General features: G+C 36.0%; 16 protein-coding genes and 1 riboswitch. Of the genes, 2 read left to right on the forward strand and 14 right to left on the reverse strand.

Annotated elements, in window-relative coordinates; genetic code table 11:
* Positions 1-146 precede the first annotated feature (146 nt).
* Entirely contained in the window at positions 147-578 is a 432-nt protein-coding gene (locus tag LPC09_RS18585; RefSeq protein WP_098795934.1) for a YslB family protein, read from the forward strand.
* A 43-nt stretch (positions 579-621) separates the two neighbouring features.
* Here the strand turns inward: LPC09_RS18585 and LPC09_RS18590 are convergent, their stop codons facing one another.
* The 13 genes from LPC09_RS18590 to zapA all read right to left on the reverse strand — a co-directional run bounded on the left by LPC09_RS18590 (position 622) and on the right by zapA (position 16124).
* Positions 622-1851, reverse strand: coding sequence for an aspartate kinase (locus LPC09_RS18590; RefSeq protein WP_231307965.1), 1230 nt, complete (start codon positions 1849-1851; stop codon positions 622-624).
* Between the two features lie 139 nt (positions 1852-1990).
* A riboswitch (Lysine riboswitch) is annotated at positions 1991-2171 on the reverse strand.
* A gap of 92 nt (positions 2172-2263) precedes the next feature.
* Positions 2264-4048: an excinuclease ABC subunit UvrC gene (gene uvrC / locus LPC09_RS18595; protein WP_231307966.1), complete on the reverse strand. Its 1785-nt coding sequence runs from the start codon at positions 4046-4048 to the stop codon at positions 2264-2266.
* Between the two features lie 254 nt (positions 4049-4302).
* Complete coding sequence (gene trxA, locus LPC09_RS18600; protein WP_231307967.1) at positions 4303-4617, reverse strand: thioredoxin; 315 nt, start codon at positions 4615-4617, stop codon at positions 4303-4305.
* A gap of 442 nt (positions 4618-5059) precedes the next feature.
* Positions 5060-6037 carry an electron transfer flavoprotein subunit alpha/FixB family protein gene (locus tag LPC09_RS18605; protein WP_231307968.1) on the reverse strand — a complete coding sequence of 326 codons (978 nt, stop codon included), beginning with the start codon at positions 6035-6037 and terminating at the stop codon, positions 5060-5062.
* 66 nt (positions 6038-6103) lie between these two features.
* Complete coding sequence (locus tag LPC09_RS18610) at positions 6104-6877, reverse strand: electron transfer flavoprotein subunit beta/FixA family protein (RefSeq protein ID WP_231307969.1); 774 nt, start codon at positions 6875-6877, stop codon at positions 6104-6106.
* Between the two features lie 43 nt (positions 6878-6920).
* Positions 6921-7694, reverse strand: a complete 774-nt coding sequence (locus LPC09_RS18615) for an enoyl-CoA hydratase (protein WP_231307970.1) — start codon at positions 7692-7694, stop codon at positions 6921-6923.
* A 106-nt stretch (positions 7695-7800) separates the two neighbouring features.
* Positions 7801-8394, reverse strand: a complete 594-nt coding sequence (locus tag LPC09_RS18620; protein WP_231307971.1) for a fatty acid metabolism transcriptional regulator FadR — start codon at positions 8392-8394, stop codon at positions 7801-7803.
* 170 nt (positions 8395-8564) lie between these two features.
* Entirely contained in the window at positions 8565-10253 is a 1689-nt protein-coding gene (locus LPC09_RS18625) for an AMP-binding protein (protein WP_231307972.1), read from the reverse strand.
* Positions 10254-10558: 305 nt separating this feature from the next.
* Positions 10559-10963 carry a DUF350 domain-containing protein gene (locus tag LPC09_RS18630; RefSeq protein WP_098795873.1) on the reverse strand — a complete coding sequence of 135 codons (405 nt, stop codon included), beginning with the start codon at positions 10961-10963 and terminating at the stop codon, positions 10559-10561.
* 15 nt (positions 10964-10978) lie between these two features.
* On the reverse strand, positions 10979-13339 hold the full coding sequence (locus tag LPC09_RS18635; protein WP_231307973.1) for an endonuclease MutS2: 2361 nt from the start codon (positions 13337-13339) through the stop codon (positions 10979-10981).
* A gap of 79 nt (positions 13340-13418) precedes the next feature.
* Entirely contained in the window at positions 13419-15143 is a 1725-nt protein-coding gene (gene polX / locus LPC09_RS18640) for a DNA polymerase/3'-5' exonuclease PolX (protein WP_231307974.1), read from the reverse strand.
* A 174-nt stretch (positions 15144-15317) separates the two neighbouring features.
* A complete protein-coding gene (locus LPC09_RS18645) occupies positions 15318-15857 on the reverse strand; it encodes a CvpA family protein (protein ID WP_231307975.1) in 540 nt (179 codons plus the stop codon).
* 9 nt (positions 15858-15866) lie between these two features.
* Complete coding sequence (zapA, locus tag LPC09_RS18650; RefSeq protein WP_098795869.1) at positions 15867-16124, reverse strand: cell division protein ZapA; 258 nt, start codon at positions 16122-16124, stop codon at positions 15867-15869.
* Positions 16125-16245: 121 nt separating this feature from the next.
* Between zapA and rnhC the strand changes: the two genes are divergently transcribed.
* Positions 16246-17178: a ribonuclease HIII gene (gene rnhC, locus LPC09_RS18655; protein ID WP_231307976.1), complete on the forward strand. Its 933-nt coding sequence runs from the start codon at positions 16246-16248 to the stop codon at positions 17176-17178.
* A gap of 406 nt (positions 17179-17584) precedes the next feature.
* Here rnhC and pheT read toward each other — a convergent pair whose 3' ends face one another.
* Entirely contained in the window at positions 17585-19999 is a 2415-nt protein-coding gene (gene pheT / locus LPC09_RS18660) for a phenylalanine--tRNA ligase subunit beta (RefSeq protein WP_231307977.1), read from the reverse strand.
* Between the last annotated feature and the right edge of the window lie 4 nt (positions 20000-20003).

The following is a 20003-nucleotide window of genomic DNA, read 5'->3' on the forward strand; positions in this document are numbered from 1 at the left end:
AGTTCTAACTTACGCAGTTCATAATTTTCCTTAATATTTCATGTTTTTCACCTTGGATGTTGATATATAATATGAAATAGAAAGAGGGGAATACCGTGAACAAACAATCCGCAAGACTTGATAAGGACAAATTAGAAAATATCCAAATGCCTGCATTCGGACTGGAACTACTTAGGGAAGTTTTAATCCCTGACATTCTCGGCCAAGACTACCAGCAAATGCTCTATTGGGCAGGTAAAGGCTTAGCACGAAAATACCCTGTATCCTCTATTGAAGAACTCTCTGATTTTTTTCAAGCAGCAGGATGGGGACAGCTTACTTTGCTACATAATAAAAAAAATGAAATGGAATTTGAGCTAAGTGGAGAACTAATTTCTATTCGTTTTTCTAAAAGTAATGAATATACGTTTCAGTTAGAAGCAGGGTTTATAGCTGAACAACTTCAGATGATGAACAAGCATATAACTGAGACATATGAGCAACTAAAGAAGCGTGCGAACAAAGTTGTGTTTACTGTAAAGTGGGATAGCAAAGACATTCTTGATGATGCACCGTTAGGTAAAAGAAGCCAAAGGTGAATAATAATAGAATAAGAGGGGCAATCTCCCCTCTTATTCTGAATTACACGGTTGCAGCAGGTTTTGAGAGCTCAAACGCATTGTGCAACGTATCAACAGCAGATACCATATGCGCTTGAGAAATAACCGTTGAAACTTTAATTTCAGATGTACTAACCATCTTCACTTCAATACCTTGTTTTGCTAATACATCAAACATCTCTGCAGCTACACCAGGGTTTGAAACCATTCCTGAACCTACAATAGAGACTTTTGCTAATTCAGATTCAGATTCAACTCGTTCATAACCTAACTCTTCTTTATACTGCTCCAATACACGAATAGTATCTTCAAGATCACCTGTTTTTACTGAAAAAGAAATAGAAGCTTTGTTATCAGTTGTTGTATTCTGAATTATGATGTCCACATTTAGCCCATTTTTCGCTAATGTTGAAAAAATAGTTGATAATGTTGTTAATTCATTAGGTAATCCTAACACTGATACTCTTGTTACTTGATCTTCAAATGCAATTCCTCTAACAATTAAGTTTTGTTCCATTTCCGCTTCCTCCTCAATAATTGTGCCCCGCTCATTTTCCATACTAGAACGAACTTCTAATGGGATGTTATAATTTTTCGCAAACTCTACTGCTCTAGGATGTAAAACACCAGCTCCTAAATTTGCTAATTCTAACATTTCATCGTATGATATCGATTCTAGTTTTCTTGCTTCCTTTACAAATCGAGGATCCGTTGTATAGACTCCAGTTACATCAGTGTATATGTCACACTTGTCTGCTTTCAGTGCTGCCGCTATGGCCACTGCTGTCGTATCAGATCCACCTCTACCTAATGTAGTAATCTGACCTTCTACCGCTACCCCTTGGAACCCGGCAACAACGACAACTTTTCCTTTCTCTAGCTCTTTATTCATTTTTTGTGGATTGATATTAGTAATTCTTGCATTTCCATGCGTTGACTCTGTTTCAATTCCTGCCTGCCAGCCAGTAAATGAAATGGCATCATACCCTTTTTCTATTAGCGCCATTGATAAAAGGGAAATAGTTATTTGCTCACCAGTTGTAAGAAGCATATCCATTTCACGCTTGCTCGGCTTAGAAGTTAGTTGACTCGCTAAATCAACAAGTTGATCAGTCGATTTCCCCATTGCAGAAACAACTACAACCACATCGTTACCTGCCTCTTTCTCTTGTATCACACGATTCGCAACATTTTGAATTCTCTCTACTGAACCCACAGACGTCCCGCCGAATTTTTGAACAATAATACCCAATGATATCTCACCTTCCATTTTGTTTATCAATGATCGATCATTTGTTAGTAGATAAGAAATCACATTGCAGAACAACAAAAAAGCAATGGGCGCATAAGATCCCATTGCTAATTAAACGAAAAGTATTTATTCGCTTATACAATGAGATAGCTCTCCAAGAACATAGTGTTTCTTGACAATTTTACATCTCTTAAATGTAAAACCAGCGATAAAAGTAATGGAGCTTTTATCACTTCGGCAATCATTCCTTTCACTGGTTGTCATTGGAATCCACTTTCCTCAAACCAGTTACTCATAATGACCGCACCTCTACCATCATTTACAAACTAACGATCAATATCAAATTAATAAAATCTTATCAAACATTTTAATAAAGCGCAAGAGATTGTTTGTAAGGAAATATAATGAAATATCAGTTCCCATTTTCCTCTTTTAAATAATCTGTTATTTGCTTTGCTATATTTTCCGGCATACCAGCTTCTTTAAAATCATCGAGACTTGCTTCTTTCATTTTTTTAACAGATCCAAAATGTTTTAAGAGCATCTTTTTTCTTTGTTCTCCAACACCTGGAATATCATCCAAAATAGATTGAAAGGCATTCTTTCCTCTAAGTTGACGATGAAAGGTGATCGCAAAACGGTGAACTTCATCCTGAATTCTTTGAAGCAGGTAAAATTCCTGACTGTTTCTTTCTAGCTGTATAAATTCAGGTGGTGAACCTATAATGAGCTCAGAAGTTCGGTGTTTATCATCTTTTACTAATCCCGCTACAGGAATAGATAATCCTAACTCATTCTCTAGCACATCCTGAGCAGCTGCCAAATGCCCTTTTCCACCATCAATAATAATCAGGTCAGGTAATGCTAATTGTTCTTTTAAAACTCTTGTATAACGTCTTCTGACAACTTCCCTCATAGACTCATAATCATCAGGACCTTTTACACTTTTTATTTTATACTTGCGATAATATTTTTTTGCCGGCTTTCCATCCTCAAACACAACCATTGCAGATACAGGGTCAGTTCCTTGTATGTTTGAATTATCAAATGCTTCAATTCGGTGGGGAGTATGGATTCCTAATTTATCACCTAAATTTTCAACAGCCTTAATTGTTCTATCTTCATCTCTTTCAATTAAAGAAAATTTCTCTTGAAGAGCAATCTTTGCATTTTTGTGAGCTAATAATATAAGGTCCTTCTTTTTACCACGCTTAGGCTGAAGTGTTGTTACGTCTAACAACTTTTCAACTAATTCGAATTCGATACTATCCGGAAGAAGGATTTCCTTTGGGATAAAGTGACTCGTTTTAGAATAAAATTGACCTAAAAACGTTAGAAACTCCTGTTCAGGACTATCATAGATTGGAAACATTGAAACATCACGTTCAATTAATTTTCCTTGTCGGATAAAAAAGACTTGTACACACATCCAACCCTTATCATATGCATACCCAAACACATCGCGATCAACAAAATCATTTAACGTCATCTTTTGTTTTTCCATCGTTGCTTCTATATGAAGAATTTGATCTCTAAACTCTTTTGCCCGCTCAAATTCAAGCTCTTCTGCAGCCTTACTCATTTTTTCCGATAATTCATTCTTAATATTTTTATATCCACCATTTAGGAACTTCGCAATTTCTTCTACCATTTGTCGATTTGTTTCTTCTGACACATCTTTTACGCACGGTGCTAAACATTGGCCCATATGGTAATAAAGACAAACACGATCAGGCAATGTCGAGCATTTTCTTAGCGGGTATAAACGATCTAGTAATTTTATTGTTTCACGCGCTGATTGAACGTTAGGATATGGCCCAAAGTACTTTCCTTTATCCTTTTTAACTTGTCTTGTTACAAGGAGTCTAGGGTGCCGTTCATTTGTAATTTTAATAAAAGGATATGTTTTATCATCCTTTAACATCACATTGTATTTAGGATCATATTTTTTAATAAGATTTAATTCCAATATTAATGCTTCTAAATTGGAAGAGGTAATAATATATTCAAAGTCAGTAATTTCATTAACTAAGCGTAAAGTTTTTCCATCATGTGAGCCTGTAAAGTATGAGCGAACGCGATTTTTCAGTACTTTTGCTTTCCCTACATAAATGACAGTTCCCTGTCGATCCTTCATGATATAACAACCAGGTTGATCAGGAAGAAGTGCAAGCTTTTCCTTAATATGCTCTATCATAGCAGACACTCCTTTTGTAATTAGTAATTGACAATAAGATAGGCAGTAATTCCCCACTTTAATTTTGAATTAAAAAGGCGAATTACTGCCTATATAAAAATAGCTATAGACCATTTTATCATGTACACTTTCTTTCGTCCTTTGTTAATTTGTCGTATTCTATGAAATTCTTTCCTATAATGCATTCATTGTAAAAAGGATTGACACTAGGTCAATCCTTTTTCTTAACAGCATGATAACAATCAATGTAATTCTTATACGTGCTTGTTTAAAACCTCAGCAAGCGCTTCTTTTGGCTGATATCCTACAGCTTTATCAACAACTTCACCGTCTTTTAGTACTAGTAAGGTTGGGATACTCATAACGCCGAATTTACCAGCTGTTTCTTGGTTCTCATCAACATCAACCTTAACAATTTTCACTTTATCTCCCATATCTGTATCAAGCTCTTCAAGAACTGGAGCAATCATTTTACAAGGTCCGCACCATGGTGCCCAGAAATCTACTAATACGACACCTTCGTTCGTTTCGTTTGAAAATGTTTGATCTGTTACATTTGTAATTGCCATTCGTAATTCCTCCTAAATTGTAAGGGTAAATATGTTTAAAGTATAGCATTCCAGTGCTAAGTAAGCTAATGATTTGCTTCAGTATTACTTTTCCCTATGTTGAGAAAGAATAACATGTTTTTTCAATAAACGACATAATATGTATAAAATAAGTTGTTTTGAAGCAAATACACCTTATACTACTTTATTTCTCATTCCGTGTGAAAATAGTTCGTTACATTGCGCTACAGACACTCGCTTTCCGCGGGGAGGAAGCTGAGCCTCCTCGGCTTTGCCTGCGGGGTCTCAGCCTTTCCTCTGCTCCCGCAGGAGTCGAGTGTCTTTCGCTCCATTTCACTCTTGTTTAAAACAATAGTGAAGAGCAACATAATTTACTATTATTACTAAAAACGGTCCGAAATAAAAAGCACGCTTTGGAAACGTGCTTTTTGGTTAGATTAAATTATGCATGAACCTTTAATTTTCTAAACTCTTCTGTTAATAGTGGAACAACTTCAAATAGATCTCCTACGATTCCGTAATCAGCTACTTTAAAGATGTTCGCTTCAGGGTCTTTGTTAATTGCCACTATAACTTTAGAGTTTGACATACCTGCTAGATGTTGAATAGCACCTGAGATTCCGCATGCAATATATAAATCAGGAGTTACAACTTTTCCAGTTTGACCGATTTGAAGAGAGTAATCACAGTATTCAGCATCACATGCTCCACGTGAAGCCCCTACTGCTCCCCCTAAAACATTTGCTAATTCTTTTAAAGGTTCAAAACCATCTTCACTCTTAACTCCACGACCACCTGCAATAACAACTTTTGCTTCTGACAAATCAACACCTTCTGAAGCTTTACGAACAACTTCCTTTACGATTGTTCTTAAATCTTTAATATCAACAGATAGTTTACTCGTGTCTCCACTTCTTGAATCATCTTTCTCAAGTGGAGCGATATTGTTTGGACGAATAGTGGCAAAGATAACTCCGTCAGTTACAATTTTCTTTTCAAATGCTTTTCCTGAATATATCGGACGAGTAAATACAACATTTCCTCCTGTCACTTCAATAGCTGTTGCATCTGAAATTAACCCTGAGCCTAATTTTGCTGCAATTTTAGGTGACAAGTCTTTACCAAGTGCTGTATGACCAAAAACAATGCCTTCTGGATTTTCTTCTGAAATCACTGACAATAAAGCTTGAGAGTAACCATCTGGTGTATATGTTTGTAATTTTTCATTTTCCACCGCTACAACACGGTCAGCACCATAATGAATTAATTCGGTTGATAATGCGGAAATATTATCTCCTAATAAAACAGCAACAACCTCTCCACCCTCTGCAATTGTTTTTCCTGCAGCAATTGCCTCAAAAGATACATTACGTAATGATTGATCACGAACCTCACCTAATACAAGTACTTTTCTTGCCATCATTATTTCCCCCTGTTCAACTATTTAAAATTTCTCTCCCAGACACTTCAGAACCTTCTCTTTCAATTAAACAACTTTCGCTTCATTTCTAAGTAATGAAACTAATTCTTTTACTTGATCCTCTATTTCACCTTCTAATACTTTTCCAGCCTCTTTTTTCGGTGGTAAATAGATTTCAATTGTTTTTGTTTTAGCTTCAACATCGTCTTCGTCTAAATCCAGATCATCTAATTCAAGCTCATCTAATGGCTTTTTCTTCGCTTTCATAATTCCAGGTAATGATGGATAACGAGGCTCATTTAACCCCTGTTGAGCTGTTACAAGAATTGGAAGAGATGCTTCAATAACCTCAGAGTCTCCCTCTACATCTCGAACAATCGTTGCTTTGTCTCCATCGATTTCAAGCTTAGTAATTGTTGTGACATACGCAATATCCAATAACTCAGCTAGTCTTGGACCAACCTGACCAGATCCACCGTCAATAGCTACATTTCCACCAAGGATAATATCTACTTCTTGATCTTTAAAATATTCAGCTAAAATTCTTGAAGTTGAATATTGATCACCATTTTCTAAATCATCTTCAGTATTAATTAAAACAGCTTTATCACACCCCATAGCCAAAGCTGTTCTTAATTCTTTCTCTGAATCCTCTCCACCAATTGTGACTATTGTTACTTCTCCCCCATTAGCATCACGTAATTGAATAGCTTCTTCAATTGCATATTCATCATAAGGATTAATAATAAACTCTGCTCCATCTTCATTGATTTGTCCATTTTGCACAGCAATCTTTTCCTCAGTATCAAACGTTCTTTTCATAATTACGAAGATATTCATTTTCCATTCCCCCATGTTAAGTTAAGTATTTTAAATAGATATTCTATTTTCCCGTAAAATTTGGCTTTCTCTTTTCAATAAAAGCTGTAATCCCCTCTTTTGCATCAGCACTATTAAAAAGTTCCCCAAAAAGCTTAGCTTCCTGTTTCATTCCTTCTTCATAGGTGGAAATTTTGGAAGCATTTAAAAGTGATATGACTGCTTTAACTGACCCTGGACTTTTTTGAGCAAACTTGCCTGCTAATTTCTTCGCTTCTTCTAACATACTCTCTTGCGGGTATGCATGATTTGCAAGACCAAGTTCAACTGCTTCCTTCCCTAGGATTGGTTCACTTGTTACCATCATTTCTAATGCACGGCCCTTACCGACATATCTTGGTAGCCTTTGAGTACCACCAAAACCTGGAATAATTCCTAGCTGTAATTCCGGTAATCCAAGCTTTGCATCTTCTGTTACAATTCGTAGATGACAAGACATTGCAAGTTCTAATCCTCCCCCTAATGCAGCTCCATGTATGGCTGCAATAATCGGCTTAGGGAAATTTTCAATTCTTTCAAATATTTTCTGTCCCTCATGCGCTAATTTTGAAAACTCTCCGTCTGATGAAACAGTAACAAACTCCTTTATATCTGCTCCAGCAGAGAAAAATCTTCCTTCACCATGAAGAACGACTGCTCGGACCTGTTCATCTTGTTCAATTGAATCAAGTAAAATTGAAAGCTCTTTCAAAACATTTGATGAAAGCGCATTTGCTGGTTCATGATTAATCGTTACAACAGCAATATGGTTTTCTTTGGTTTGCTTTAACAGCTTCATCTAATTTCCTCCTATTTACTAAAATCTACTTAAATGTATTTTCTTTATAGTAGGAAAATGCATTATTTATCATGTCCCTTCCCTTATTTACAGAAGGGAACAAATTTTACGAAGGTTTAGGAGTCACAAAACCGTAAACAAATAAATCATGAACTTTCTTTGTTTGATTAACCAAACTGTATTTTTGTTCATTCATGACCCATGTTGTCACTGTTTCATCAATGGTTCCAAAAATCATTTGTCGTGCTAATCTTAAATCTAAGTCTTGTCTAAATTCTCCGCTTTCCTTTCCTTCTTGAATAATTTTGTCAACAACATTGAGGTAACCCTTTAATACCTCGTTTATGCGAAGTCGTAAGTCCTTATTAGACTGTCTTAACTCTAGTTGTGTAACAACGGCAAGTTGATGATCCTCTGAAAGCAGTGTAAAGTGTTTTTCTATCAGAGAATACAACTTATCAGCTGCATTCGTTTTATCTTTTATTTCTTCTTCAATTTTTTCTATAAAAACTCCCATCTTCTCTTGGAAAAGAGAGACAAGGATGTCTTCTTTATTTTTAAAATATAAGTATATGGTTCCATCGGCAACTCCTGCTTGCTTTGCAATCTTAGATACTTGTGCTTGATGATAACCATTTTCAGCAATGACAATTACAGCTGCATCAATGATTTGAATAAACTTCGGTTTCTTCTGTCTCAATGTAATGTTCGACTCCTTTTTCTTAATGAATGAACCATCATTCATAATTTAATCTTAAGTTTTCCTTAGCTTTATGTCAAGCCCTCAATTAGCAATTTTTTATTTTCATTTTTTAATTATGTAATCGAGAGGGTCTTTAGTATAAACCCTCTCGACCTCTTTATTTTGTCTCAGTTTGCGTTTTTCATTTTTTCTTTTTCCTCGTCAACTAATGCACGTCTTAATATTTTACCAACAGCTGTTTTAGGAAGGTCCTCTCTAAATTCATAAATGTGAGGTACCTTATATGCAGCTAAATGTTTACGCGCATATTCATTAAATTCCTCTGCTGTTGCATGTTGATGATCTTTTAAAACGATATAAGCTTTTACTGTCTCTCCACGGTAAGGATCAGGAATTCCAGCAACAACTACCTCTTTGACTTTTTCATGTTCATATAGAATTTCTTCAATCTCACGTGGGTAAATATTAAACCCACCAGCAATTATCATATCTTTCTTACGATCTACAATATAAAAATAACCTTCTTCATCCATGTAGCCAATATCACCTGTTAGCAGCCAGCCATCTTTAATCGTTGCTTCTGTTTCTTCTTTTTTATTCCAATATCCTTGCATAACTTGAGGACCTCTAATTGCAATCTCTCCAAGTTCATTAGGCTCAGCAATTCCCCCATTTTCATAGGAAAGAACAACTGAGTCTGTGTTTGGCCATGGAACACCAACACTGCCTTTCTTTCTTTTCCCCCAAATAAAATTTGAATGAGTAACAGGTGAGGCTTCTGATAAGCCATAGCCCTCTACTAATTTTCCACCTGTAATTTGTTCAAATTTTTCTTGTATCTCAACAGGAAGTGGAGCCGACCCACTTATGCAGCATTCGATTGAGGAAAGATTATACTTATGAATATCAGGATGATTTAAAAGTGCAATATAAATTGTTGGAGCACCTGGAAATAATGTTGGCTTTAATTTTTCAATTGTTTTTAATGTATCTGTTGCATCAAACTTTGGTAAAAGAATCATTTTAAAGCTTTGCATCACAGATAAGTTCATAACCGTAGTCATCCCATAAACATGAAAGAACGGAATAATTCCTAATACAGATTCTTCGCCTCTTTTGCATTTGTACATCCATGCAGCACACATCTTTGTGTTTGAAACAACATTTTCATGTGAAAGCATAACACCCTTAGGAAAACCTGTTGTACCTCCAGTATATTGCAGGAGAGCCACGTCTTCTGAAGGAATATATGATGGTACTTCAACAGAAGGCTTTGATAATTCCATAATTTTTTTAAATAAATGAGTGCTACCCTCATGTTCTACTTTTACAACGATTTGATTTTGCTTCTTTTGGACAAAAGGATACAATAAATTTTTCGGAAATGGCAAATAATCTTTAATGCTTGTGACGATAATATGCCGCAATTTTGTTAACGCTTTCATTTTAGAAACTCTCGGATATAACAAATCAAGCGTTACGATAAAAGTGGACTCGCTGTCTTTTAGCTGGTATTCTAATTCTCTTTCCATATATAAAGGATTCGTCTGAACAACAATACCGCCAGCTAGTAACACGGCATAATAAGAGATCACTGCTTGTGGACAATTTGGAAGCATTATTGACACACGATCTCCCTTTTTTAACCCTAAGGATTGAAAATAATTCGCCAGCTTTAAAGATTGATCGTATAGGTCTGAATAGGTTAACTCCTTTCCTAAAAAATGAATAGCGATTTTATTAGGAAATTCTAGTGCAGATTGCTCTAAATAATAATGCAGTGGTTTTTGGTCAGTATTAATTTGATGAGGAATTTCGGTAGGATATAATGATAACCAAGGCTTCTGACTTTCCATTTTACTCTCCTCCTCCTGAGGGATATATAAGCAATGAGGAAATCTAATTTTTTGAAAAATATTCATTTGCGTTTCCACTTAAAAAAAGTATAGCAGATTTTTTTATTTTCAGAAATATAAAATATTTATAAAAGGCATACTCACTATATAGCAACTTAATTAAACAAATAAAAAAGCCTGACATATAGCCAGACTCATTGATCAATATCATCTAAAAGAAAACTAAATAAATAACCCCAATTAAAATAAATAGACCGCATAAACCGAACATTACCTTTGCCAACGTCTCCAAAATTATACACTCCTTATATTGCTGCCCCTATAACAAATGATAAACCTACAGATATGACTAACGAAATAAACCCTACTGCACGATTATCCTTTTGAATTTCTTCATCTATTTTAAATTTAGGCGTCATAAATTCATAAATAAAATAACCTAAAAGTAACAATATGAAGCCAAATAAACCTGAGCCCATCATTTCCAGTAAGCTATCATGTTGATTAATAGAAAATCGAAAGATATTTGCAATCCCAAAAATTTTCCCACCAGTAGCCATTGCAACGGCAAAATTACCATTTTGAATTTCTTCCCAGTTTTTATATTTCGTAACGAGTTCAAATATGGTCAAAAATACAATGATACATAGTACAACAACACTATAGTAGGCAGCAATTTGAACAAGCTCATTTTCCCAAAATGTATTCATATCATCTTCTCCCCACTATTTGAGTTCAACTATTGTTACACCTGTACCGCCTTCACCAGCTTCTCCAAATCGTGTATTCTTCACGCTGCGATGATTCTTTAATAGCTCCTTAACACCTGTTCTCAGTGCACCTGTTCCTTTTCCGTGGATAATGGATACTCTTGGGTATCCGGCTAAAACTGCGTCATCCAAGTATTTTTCTACTCTTAATAAGGCATTTTCATATCGTTCTCCACGTAAATCCAATTCAAGTGAGACGTGATAATCTTTTCCTTTTACAGCAGCTAATGGCTTTGCTTGTACCTCCTGCTTAGGACGTTTAATGTATTGAAGATCTGCTTCTTTAACCTTCATCTTCATAATCCCCATTTGCACTTGCCATTCATTATCACTAACTTTATCAACAAGATGACCCTTTTGGTCAAAACTAATCACTTTTACTTCATCACCAGGCAGGAACTCCTGTTTAACAGGCTCCTTTTTCTCTACCTTTTTGCTTTTCACAAAATGAGGCTGAGCTTCTTCCAGTCGTTTTTTTGCATCAATTAATTCATGCTCCTTTACTTGAGCATGCTGTTCTTTGCGCATCTTTCTTAAATCTCTAATAATTTGTTCAGCTTCTTTGTTTGCCTCTTCTAGTTTTTCTGCCGCACTACGTTCTGCTTTTTCATATAAAGCGTCACGTTGCTCATTAAATTCAATGATTTGTTTTTGAAGCTCTTTATGGAGCTTTTCAGCTTCTTGACGAAATCTCTCCGCCTCAACACGTTCATGTTCAGCTGATTTTTTGCTTGTTTCTAATGAAGCAATCATTGTATCAACTTCATTACTTTCGTCAGTCATTTGTGCCTTTGCCATGTTAATGATTTGTTCTTGTAATCCTAGTCGCTTGGAAATTTCAAAGGCGTTACTACGACCGGGAACACCGATTAAAAGTTTATACGTTGGACTTAAGGTTGTGACATCAAACTCAACACTCGCATTAATTACGCCTGGACGATTGTAGCCATACGCTTTTAATTCCGGATAATGAGTTGTTGCAACAACTCTTGCTCCTCTGTTATACACTTCATCAAGAATAGAGATAGCTAATGCTGCCCCTTCTTGCGGATCAGTTCCAGCTCCAAGCTCATCAAACAACACAAGACTTTGGTCATCTGCTTTTTTAAGAATATCAACAATATTCACCATATGTGAAGAGAATGTACTTAAACTTTGCTCAATTGACTGCTCATCACCAATGTCGGCATATACTGCTTTAAAAACAGTCACTTCTGAACCATCTAGTGCTGGAATTTGTAACCCGGCCTGTGCCATAAGTATACATAATCCAAGAGTTTTCAGAGCAACTGTTTTCCCACCTGTATTCGGTCCTGTAATAACGATTGTTGTGAAATCAGTTCCTAATTCAATATCATTAGCAACAACTTCGTCTAAAGGTAAAAGTGGATGTCGAGCCTTTAGCATCCGAATAACACCATCTTGATTCACTTCCGGCTTCGTCCCTTTAATTTGCTTTGCATATTTAGCCTTTGTAAACATAAAATCCATGTCTGCTAAGCAATTGACATTTTGTAAAATGTCATCGCCTTGCTCCGCAACTTCCTGTGATAAAAGCGTTAAAATTCGATCGATTTCTACTTTTTCTTTTACCTTAGCCTGCTGCAGAACATTATTCAATTCTACGATAGCTTGAGGCTCAATAAATAACGTCGCACCAGAGCTGGATTGATCATGAACAATCCCACCATACGAAGCTCGATATTCCTGTTTAACTGGTAAAACAAAACGGTCATTTCTTATCGTAATGATTGCATCTGATAACATTTTAGAAGCAGAAGAAGAGCGGATCATTGATTCTAATTTATCTCTAACTCTTGCTTCATTTGTTCTTAATTGTTGACGGATTCCTTTTAAAGTCACACTGGCACTATCAAGTACATAGCCATTATCATCAATACATTGATTTATATTTCTCTCTAAGTCATGAAGAATAACAATCTGCTCTGCAAGTTGTGGCAAATGTGTTAATTCGATTTCTTCCTCTACCATTTTTTCAACAAACCGCTTCATTTGACGCCCAGCATATAAAGTTCCGGCAACCTCTATTAATTCCACCGAGCTTAACATACCACCAATTTTCGCTCTTTTCACCGTTGACCTTACATCAACAAGTCCACCTAATGGTATGTTTCCCTTCAGCCTGAGCACCTTTGCAGCCTCATCTGTTTGCTCTTGGAGAGTGACAACATCCATGTAATCACTTGAAGGAATAAGTGCCTTTGCCTTCTCTTTTCCAAGAGAAGATGAAGCATGCTTTATTAGTTGTTCTTTTACTTTTTCAAACTCTAACACATGTAAAACTTTTTGCTGCAATGTGGTTTACCTCCTAATTAGAACAAACATGCCATTATTTTAGTAGGCATGACTTTCTATAAAACAAATGTATAAAGTGTTACTCACTATGATGTCTATTTAAAAATGATTTAAGTCTGTCAAGATCCCAAGTGTTCATAACATTTTCACTCTCAATCCAACCTTTTTTAGCTGTTGAGATACCTATTGTCATATCTTCTAGCATTTCCATATTATGCGCATCAGTATTAATCACAATTTTCACTCCAGCTTCTTGAGCTTTCCTTACATATTCTGAGTTTAAGTCTAAACGATGAGGATTTGCGTTTAATTCAAGCGCGGTATTCGTGTCTTTTGCCAGCTGTATTAATAGATCAATATCCACATCATATCCCTTACGCTTACCAATAATTCTTCCTGTTGGATGTGCAATAATATCAACATGATGATTTTCAAGAGCTGTTTTTAATCTTTTCATAATCACATCCTGTGATTGTGAAAAACTAGAGTGGATAGAAGCTATAACAATGTCCATTTCCTTTAGTAGCTCATCATCATAATCTAATGTAGCATCAGGAAGTATATCCATTTCTACTCCAGCAAGGATTGTTATATCGTCATATTCTTCGTTCAGAGCATCAATTTCCTTTTTTTGTGCTCTTAATCTTTCAGGTGTTAAACCATTTGCTACTTTTAAATATTGAGAATGATCAGTAATAGCAATATATTTGTAGCCTTTCTTACGACAAGCCTCTACCATTTCCCTAATCGTAAATGCACCATCACTCCAAGTTGAGTGCATATGAAGATCTCCCTTTATATCTTCTAAAGAGATAAGCTTAATTTGATGATGAAACGAATCTACCTCTGTTCCATCTTCACGAATTTCAGGTGAAAAATGTGGGAGGTTAAAATACTGATAAAACTCTTCCTCCGTTTGAAACGTTTTGATTTCATTTGTTTCTATATTTTCTACACCATATTCACTTATTTTTTCGCCACGTTCTTTTGCAAGCTGTCTCATTCTTACATTATGATCCTTTGAGCCCGTAAAATGATGGAGAGTTGTAGCAAATTCTGCAGGCTTAACTAAACGAAAATCAACACTCACTTCATATTCATATTGCAATTGAACTGAAACCTTCGTATCTCCACTCGCAATAGTGTCTGACAGCTTCGGTAAAGCTAAGAGCTGATCTCTTACCTTACCAGGCTCATTTGTAGAAATAATAAAGTCCAAATCTTTAATTGTTTCTCTCATACGACGCAGACTTCCTGCTCTTGAGTAACTTTCAATTCCTTCACATTCTTCAAGATACGCTTCAATTTCTTCAGCTATTGGCAACATGAAAGACAATGGTAACCGTTCAGGGCGACTGCCCATTTCCTCAATAGCCGCTAGTATTTTTTCTTCTGACTTTTTTCCGAAGCCAGCTAATCCTTGGATTTTATTTTCTTCACAAGCCTGTTTTAAAGACTCTACACTATCTATATGAAGTTCTTTATATAGCTTGGCAATTTTTTTGCCACCTAACCCTGGAAGCTTTAATAATGGCAGTAACCCTTCTGGTACTTCTTTTTGCAATTGGTCCAAAACCTCTGATCTTTTTGTCTCAACAAATTCTTTAATTACGGCAGAAGTGCCTTTTCCAATCCCCGCTATCTTTGTAAAGTCATCAATAAGAGCCAAGCTTCGATCGTCCGATTCTAAAGCATTTGCTGCTTTTCTAAATGCTGATATTTTAAAAGGGTTTTCGCCTTTTAATTCCATTAGTACTGCTATATTTTCTAATAGTCGAATAACATCTTTTTTATGAATATCCATTTTTTCACCTCTATATCTAACACTTCTATAAAAATGATACAAATAATTAAAGAAAATGTACAATTTTGACCCATTTCATAACATATCAAAAGAGACTGACTCAAACCAAGGGCAAGATCCTCTGGTCTCATAATTGCTGAGTGATGGAGGGATTACCCTTTTGAGTCAGTCTCTTTAGGACATATATTGAATCCAAAGCTCATTAACTTTATCTGAGAAGTAAGGAGTATGATTCACGATTAAATTGGCTAAAACTGATTGATCTAAAGCAGTTTGTATCTGTTCCATAGGAATTAAGGCTGCAATAAAAAGTAAGATAAATAAAACAAGATATGATTCCAAAAAGCCTAATATAGATCCAGCCCACCTATTTAATTGCTTTAATATCGGCAACAGCGCAACAAAATCAAGCATTGTCCCGATAATTTGCATCACAATTTTCGTTCCTATAAATAGAATAACAAATGCTACAGCACGATAATAAGCACCTTCAAGATCCTCTCCACTTAACAACGAGAGAATAGCTGGTCCATCACTTGTAGCTGGATAAGGTACCCATAATTTCAATTTGGGTGCAAGATCATCAAAATACTGGTATGCTACTATGTATGCGATAATAAATCCTGTCAAATGAACAAATTGAAGGATAAAACCGCGTTTTAAGCCGACTAGTATCCCGAATAGTAGAATAATAAATAATACGAAATCTAGCATTTCTTAGCTTCAATCCTTTTCTATTAGTTGTTTCTCCAGTTTTTCATAATCTTCTTTTAATTTTAAATAATCATGAACAACATTGACTGCTGTTAAAACAGCTAATTTATTAATATCAAGAGAAGGGTTTTTACTATTAATCTCTCGCATTTTATCATCAACCATTGCAGCAACAGCTCGAATATGGCTTGTGCTTTCAGTCCCAATAATTGAAAATTGTTGACCATATATATCTACTGTTGTTTTAGACTTAGGGCGATTTGACAACGATAAATCCTCCATTTCCTGCAAATCCTAATTCTTATCATAACACGAAGCTTTATCATATGGGAAGAATATCGATAGCCATTACTTTTCTAAAAGAGTATATAACGAAAGGATGTTTCATATGGCCAACTCAGTCATTAAAGTAAATTCGACAACGATCACTCAAATGGAAAAACACTATGAAAACAATAGAACAGAGAAAACTCCTCAAGGTGCTGTTTTTTCAGCAAAAACCAATGGCTGTACAATAACTGCGTACAAATCGGGTAAAGTTCTTTTTCAAGGAGCTTCAGCCGAAGTGGAAGCAGGCAAATGGGGTACGGTTAGTCCTTCAGCTAAAAAGAGTCCGTCAACAAGCAAAACGCCAACTGGTTTTCAACCACCTTCCAATATTTCAAGTCTCTCTATTATCGGTTCAGATGAAGTTGGAACTGGAGACTTTTTCGGACCAATGACAGTAGTAGCAGCATACGTTAGAAAAGAGCAAATGCCGTTATTACAGGAGCTTGGTGTTAAAGATTCCAAAAACTTAAAAGATCCTCAAATTTGTGAGATTGCGAAGGACCTTATAAAAACAATCCCTTATCATTTACTAGTCCTTCATAATGAAAAATATAACGACTTACAACAGCAGGGAATGTCACAAGGTAAAATGAAAGCTTTATTACATAATCAGGCAATAAACAAGCTACTAAGCAAGATTGATCCTGAAAAACCAGATGGACTTTTAATTGATCAATTTGCCGAGCCCGCTGTGTATTTTAAGTATCTTCAAGGAAAAAAAGTGTATAAAGAAAATATTTATTTTTCAACAAAAGCGGAGGGTGTTCACCTTGCCGTTGCCGCTGCATCTATTATTGCAAGATACTCCTTTATTAAAGAATTCGAAAAGCTATCTGAAAAAGCAGGTGTTATGATCCCAAAAGGTGCAGGCGCACAAGTTGACGTTGCCGCTGCAAAAATTATTCAGAAAAAAGGGCCTGAATTTTTAGCTACTATTACAAAAAAGCATTTTGCAAATACCGAGAAAGCAGCAAAGCTGGCTAGAAGGTGATGAACAATAAGGTTCTCAGAAACGAATAAGCGGGTTTATTTGTGATTTCGGGTAATTTATCGGCGGTTCCTGAAGATTTATCTTCGATTACGGACCGTTTATCCTCGATTCTGAGAATTTATCTTCGATTACGGACCGTTTATCTTCGATTCTGAGAATTTATCTTCGATTCCGGACCGTTTATCTTCAATTCTGAGAATTTATCTTCGATTACGGACCGTTTATCTTCGATTCTGAGAATTTATCTTCGATTCCGGACCGTTTATCCTCGATTCTCAGAATTTATCTTCGATTACGGACCGTTTATCTTCGATTAGACAATTTTCAACAAAAACCTACCCAATCACTAAGCCTATTCAAGTGAAGCACAAAAAACGAATCACCAAATCGGTGATTCGTTTTTATTTTACCCTCTTAATGTTGCTCCAGTTTTCTCTTCTACAGCACTTAATACTTTTTCGTGCGCCTTTGATACGTCTTCATCTGTTAACGTACGTTCAGGATCGAAGTAACGTAATGAGAATGCCACTGATTTTTTCCCTTCTTCAAGACGATCGCCTTCATAAAGGTCAAAAACAGCCACATCTCTCAGCATTTTTCCTCCAGCTTCTTTAATTACCTTTTCAATATCACCAACAATAACATCTTTGTTTACAACAAGTGCAATGTCTCTAGTGATAGAAGGATAGCGAGGAATGACTTCAAAACGAGTTTCTTCTACATCTGCTGTTAAAAGATCAACTAATGAAAGTTCAAACACATATGTTTCTGTAAGATCTAGTTCCTTTTGAACAGTTGGATGCACTTGACCGACGAAACCAACACGCTTTTCTCCAAGGAATATTTCGGCAGTACGTCCTGGATGCATGCCTTCTCGTTTAGATTGTTTATATTCAATCACATCTGATAAGCCTAATAAATCAACAAGACCATCAATTATTCCTTTTACAACATAAAAATCAACAGGCTTTTTCTCACCCTGCCATGAGTGTGAGTGCCATAGGCCAGTAACAGCTCCTGATAAACGTTCTTTTTCAAGCGGCTGAACATCTTTTCCTTGTGAAAGGAATACTGATCCAATTTCATATAGTGCCACTTGATCAATTTGTCGAGCCAAATTGTATCGTAACGCATCTAAAAGATGTGGAAGAAGACTTAGACGTAATACGCTTCTTTCCTCACTCATTGGTAGAGCAAGCTTAGTTAGTTCAGATGCTTCAAGAGCATATTTAGGTGCCTTTTCTTCACTAGTTAGTGAATAAGTAATGGCTTGATATAATCCTGTACCCTCTAGATAACGGCGAACTTTGCGACGTTTTTCCTGGTAATCAGTTAATTTACCTGGAATCGCTTGACCAACAGGTAATGTTGTTGGGATATTATCATAACCATAAAGTCTTGCTACTTCTTCTACTAGATCTTCTTCAATTGTTAGATCACCACGACGAGTAGGTACAGTTACAATGATTGTAGAGTTATCTAGTTCCACCCCAAATTGAAGTCGTTCAAAAATACTCTTCATTTCTTCCGCTGAAATGTTCATACCAAGCACTCTGTTTACTTTTTCAACTGTTGTTTTTACAACAGCAGGTTCAAAAGTTGTAGATCTAACCTCTACTGCTCCTTCTAGCACTTCTCCACCAGCATATAAAGAAATTAATTGTGCCGCACGCTCCGCAGCTGCAGGAACACGATTAGGGTCAACTCCTTTTTCATATCGTGCACTTGCTTCACTTCTTAATCCATGATCTTTTGAAGCTGTGCGAATACGTTGGCCATTAAACAAAGCAGACTCTAAAAGAATTGTTTTTGTATCAGATTGTACTTCTGAATTCGCTCCACCCATTACTCCAGCTAATGCAACAGGCTCTGTACCATTTGTGATCACTAAATGTTCTGAAGTTAGTGTTCGTTCTTGATCATCAAGTGTAACAATTTTCTCTCCGTCTTTTGCACGACGAACCAAGATTTCCTTAGATCCTAAACGGTCATAGTCAAAAGCATGAAGAGGCTGGCCGTATTCTAATAGTACGAAGTTTGTAATATCAACTACATTATTATGAGGGCGAATTCCAGCTGCCATTAAACGTGATTGCATCCATAACGGAGAAGGAGCAATCGTGACATTTTTCATTACTTTTGCGATATATAAAGGATTATCGTCAGTTGCTTCTACATTGACTTGAACATAATTTGAAGCTGTCTCTGATGAGCTTTCATAAGAAATTTCCGGATACTTCACTTCACGATTTAATATCGCTGCAACTTCGTGTGCTACCCCTAACATGCTAAGGGCATCAGCACGATTTGGTGTTAATCCTAACTCAAGTACAGCATCATCAAGGTTTAATTGTTCTAAAGCATCTTTTCCAACTTCTGCATCATTAGGGAAAACAAAAATCCCTTCAGAATATTCCTTCGCTACGAGCTTGCTTTCGATCCCTAGCTCTTGTAATGAACAAATCATTCCGTTTGACGCTTCTCCACGAAGCTTGGCTTTTTTGATTTTAAAGTTACCAGGTAAAACAGCACCTACTGTTGCAACTGCAACCTTTTGTCCTTTATCAACATTTTTAGCTCCACAAATGATTTGGACAACTTCACCGTTTCCTAAATCCACTTGACATTTATTTAGTTTATCCGCATCAGGATGTTGTTCTTTTTCTACGACATGACCAACAACAACACCCTTCATGCCTTCATTTAAAACCTCTACACCTTCAACCTCAATACCACTGCGTGTGATTTTTTCTGCTAATTCATCTGGTGTAATGCCCGATAAATCAACATAATCTGCTAACCATTTATATGAAACATACATGTTT

This window comes from Metabacillus sp. B2-18 (assembly GCF_021117275.1).
Classification (GTDB): domain Bacteria; phylum Bacillota; class Bacilli; order Bacillales; family Bacillaceae; genus Metabacillus.

Excerpts from the sequence above, each read along its gene's own strand:
- LPC09_RS18615 (WP_231307970.1), bottom strand. The coding sequence starts at position 7,694 with ATGAAGCTGTTAAAGCAAACCAAAGAAAACCATATTGCTGTTGTAACG.
- rnhC (WP_231307976.1), top strand. The coding sequence starts at position 16,246 with ATGGCCAACTCAGTCATTAAAGTAAATTCGACAACGATCACTCAAATG.
- LPC09_RS18585 (WP_098795934.1), top strand. The coding sequence starts at position 147 with ATGCCTGCATTCGGACTGGAACTACTTAGGGAAGTTTTAATCCCTGAC.
- uvrC (WP_231307966.1), bottom strand. The coding sequence starts at position 4,048 with ATGATAGAGCATATTAAGGAAAAGCTTGCACTTCTTCCTGATCAACCT.
- trxA (WP_231307967.1), bottom strand. The coding sequence starts at position 4,617 with ATGGCAATTACAAATGTAACAGATCAAACATTTTCAAACGAAACGAAC.
- LPC09_RS18645 (WP_231307975.1), bottom strand. The coding sequence starts at position 15,857 with ATGCTAGATTTCGTATTATTTATTATTCTACTATTCGGGATACTAGTC.
- LPC09_RS18605 (WP_231307968.1), bottom strand. The coding sequence starts at position 6,037 with ATGGCAAGAAAAGTACTTGTATTAGGTGAGGTTCGTGATCAATCATTA.
- LPC09_RS18610 (WP_231307969.1), bottom strand. The coding sequence starts at position 6,877 with ATGAATATCTTCGTAATTATGAAAAGAACGTTTGATACTGAGGAAAAG.
- polX (WP_231307974.1), bottom strand. The coding sequence starts at position 15,143 with ATGGATATTCATAAAAAAGATGTTATTCGACTATTAGAAAATATAGCA.
- LPC09_RS18630 (WP_098795873.1), bottom strand. The coding sequence starts at position 10,963 with ATGAATACATTTTGGGAAAATGAGCTTGTTCAAATTGCTGCCTACTAT.
- LPC09_RS18625 (WP_231307972.1), bottom strand. The coding sequence starts at position 10,253 with ATGGAAAGTCAGAAGCCTTGGTTATCATTATATCCTACCGAAATTCCT.
- pheT (WP_231307977.1), bottom strand. The coding sequence starts at position 19,999 with ATGTATGTTTCATATAAATGGTTAGCAGATTATGTTGATTTATCGGGC.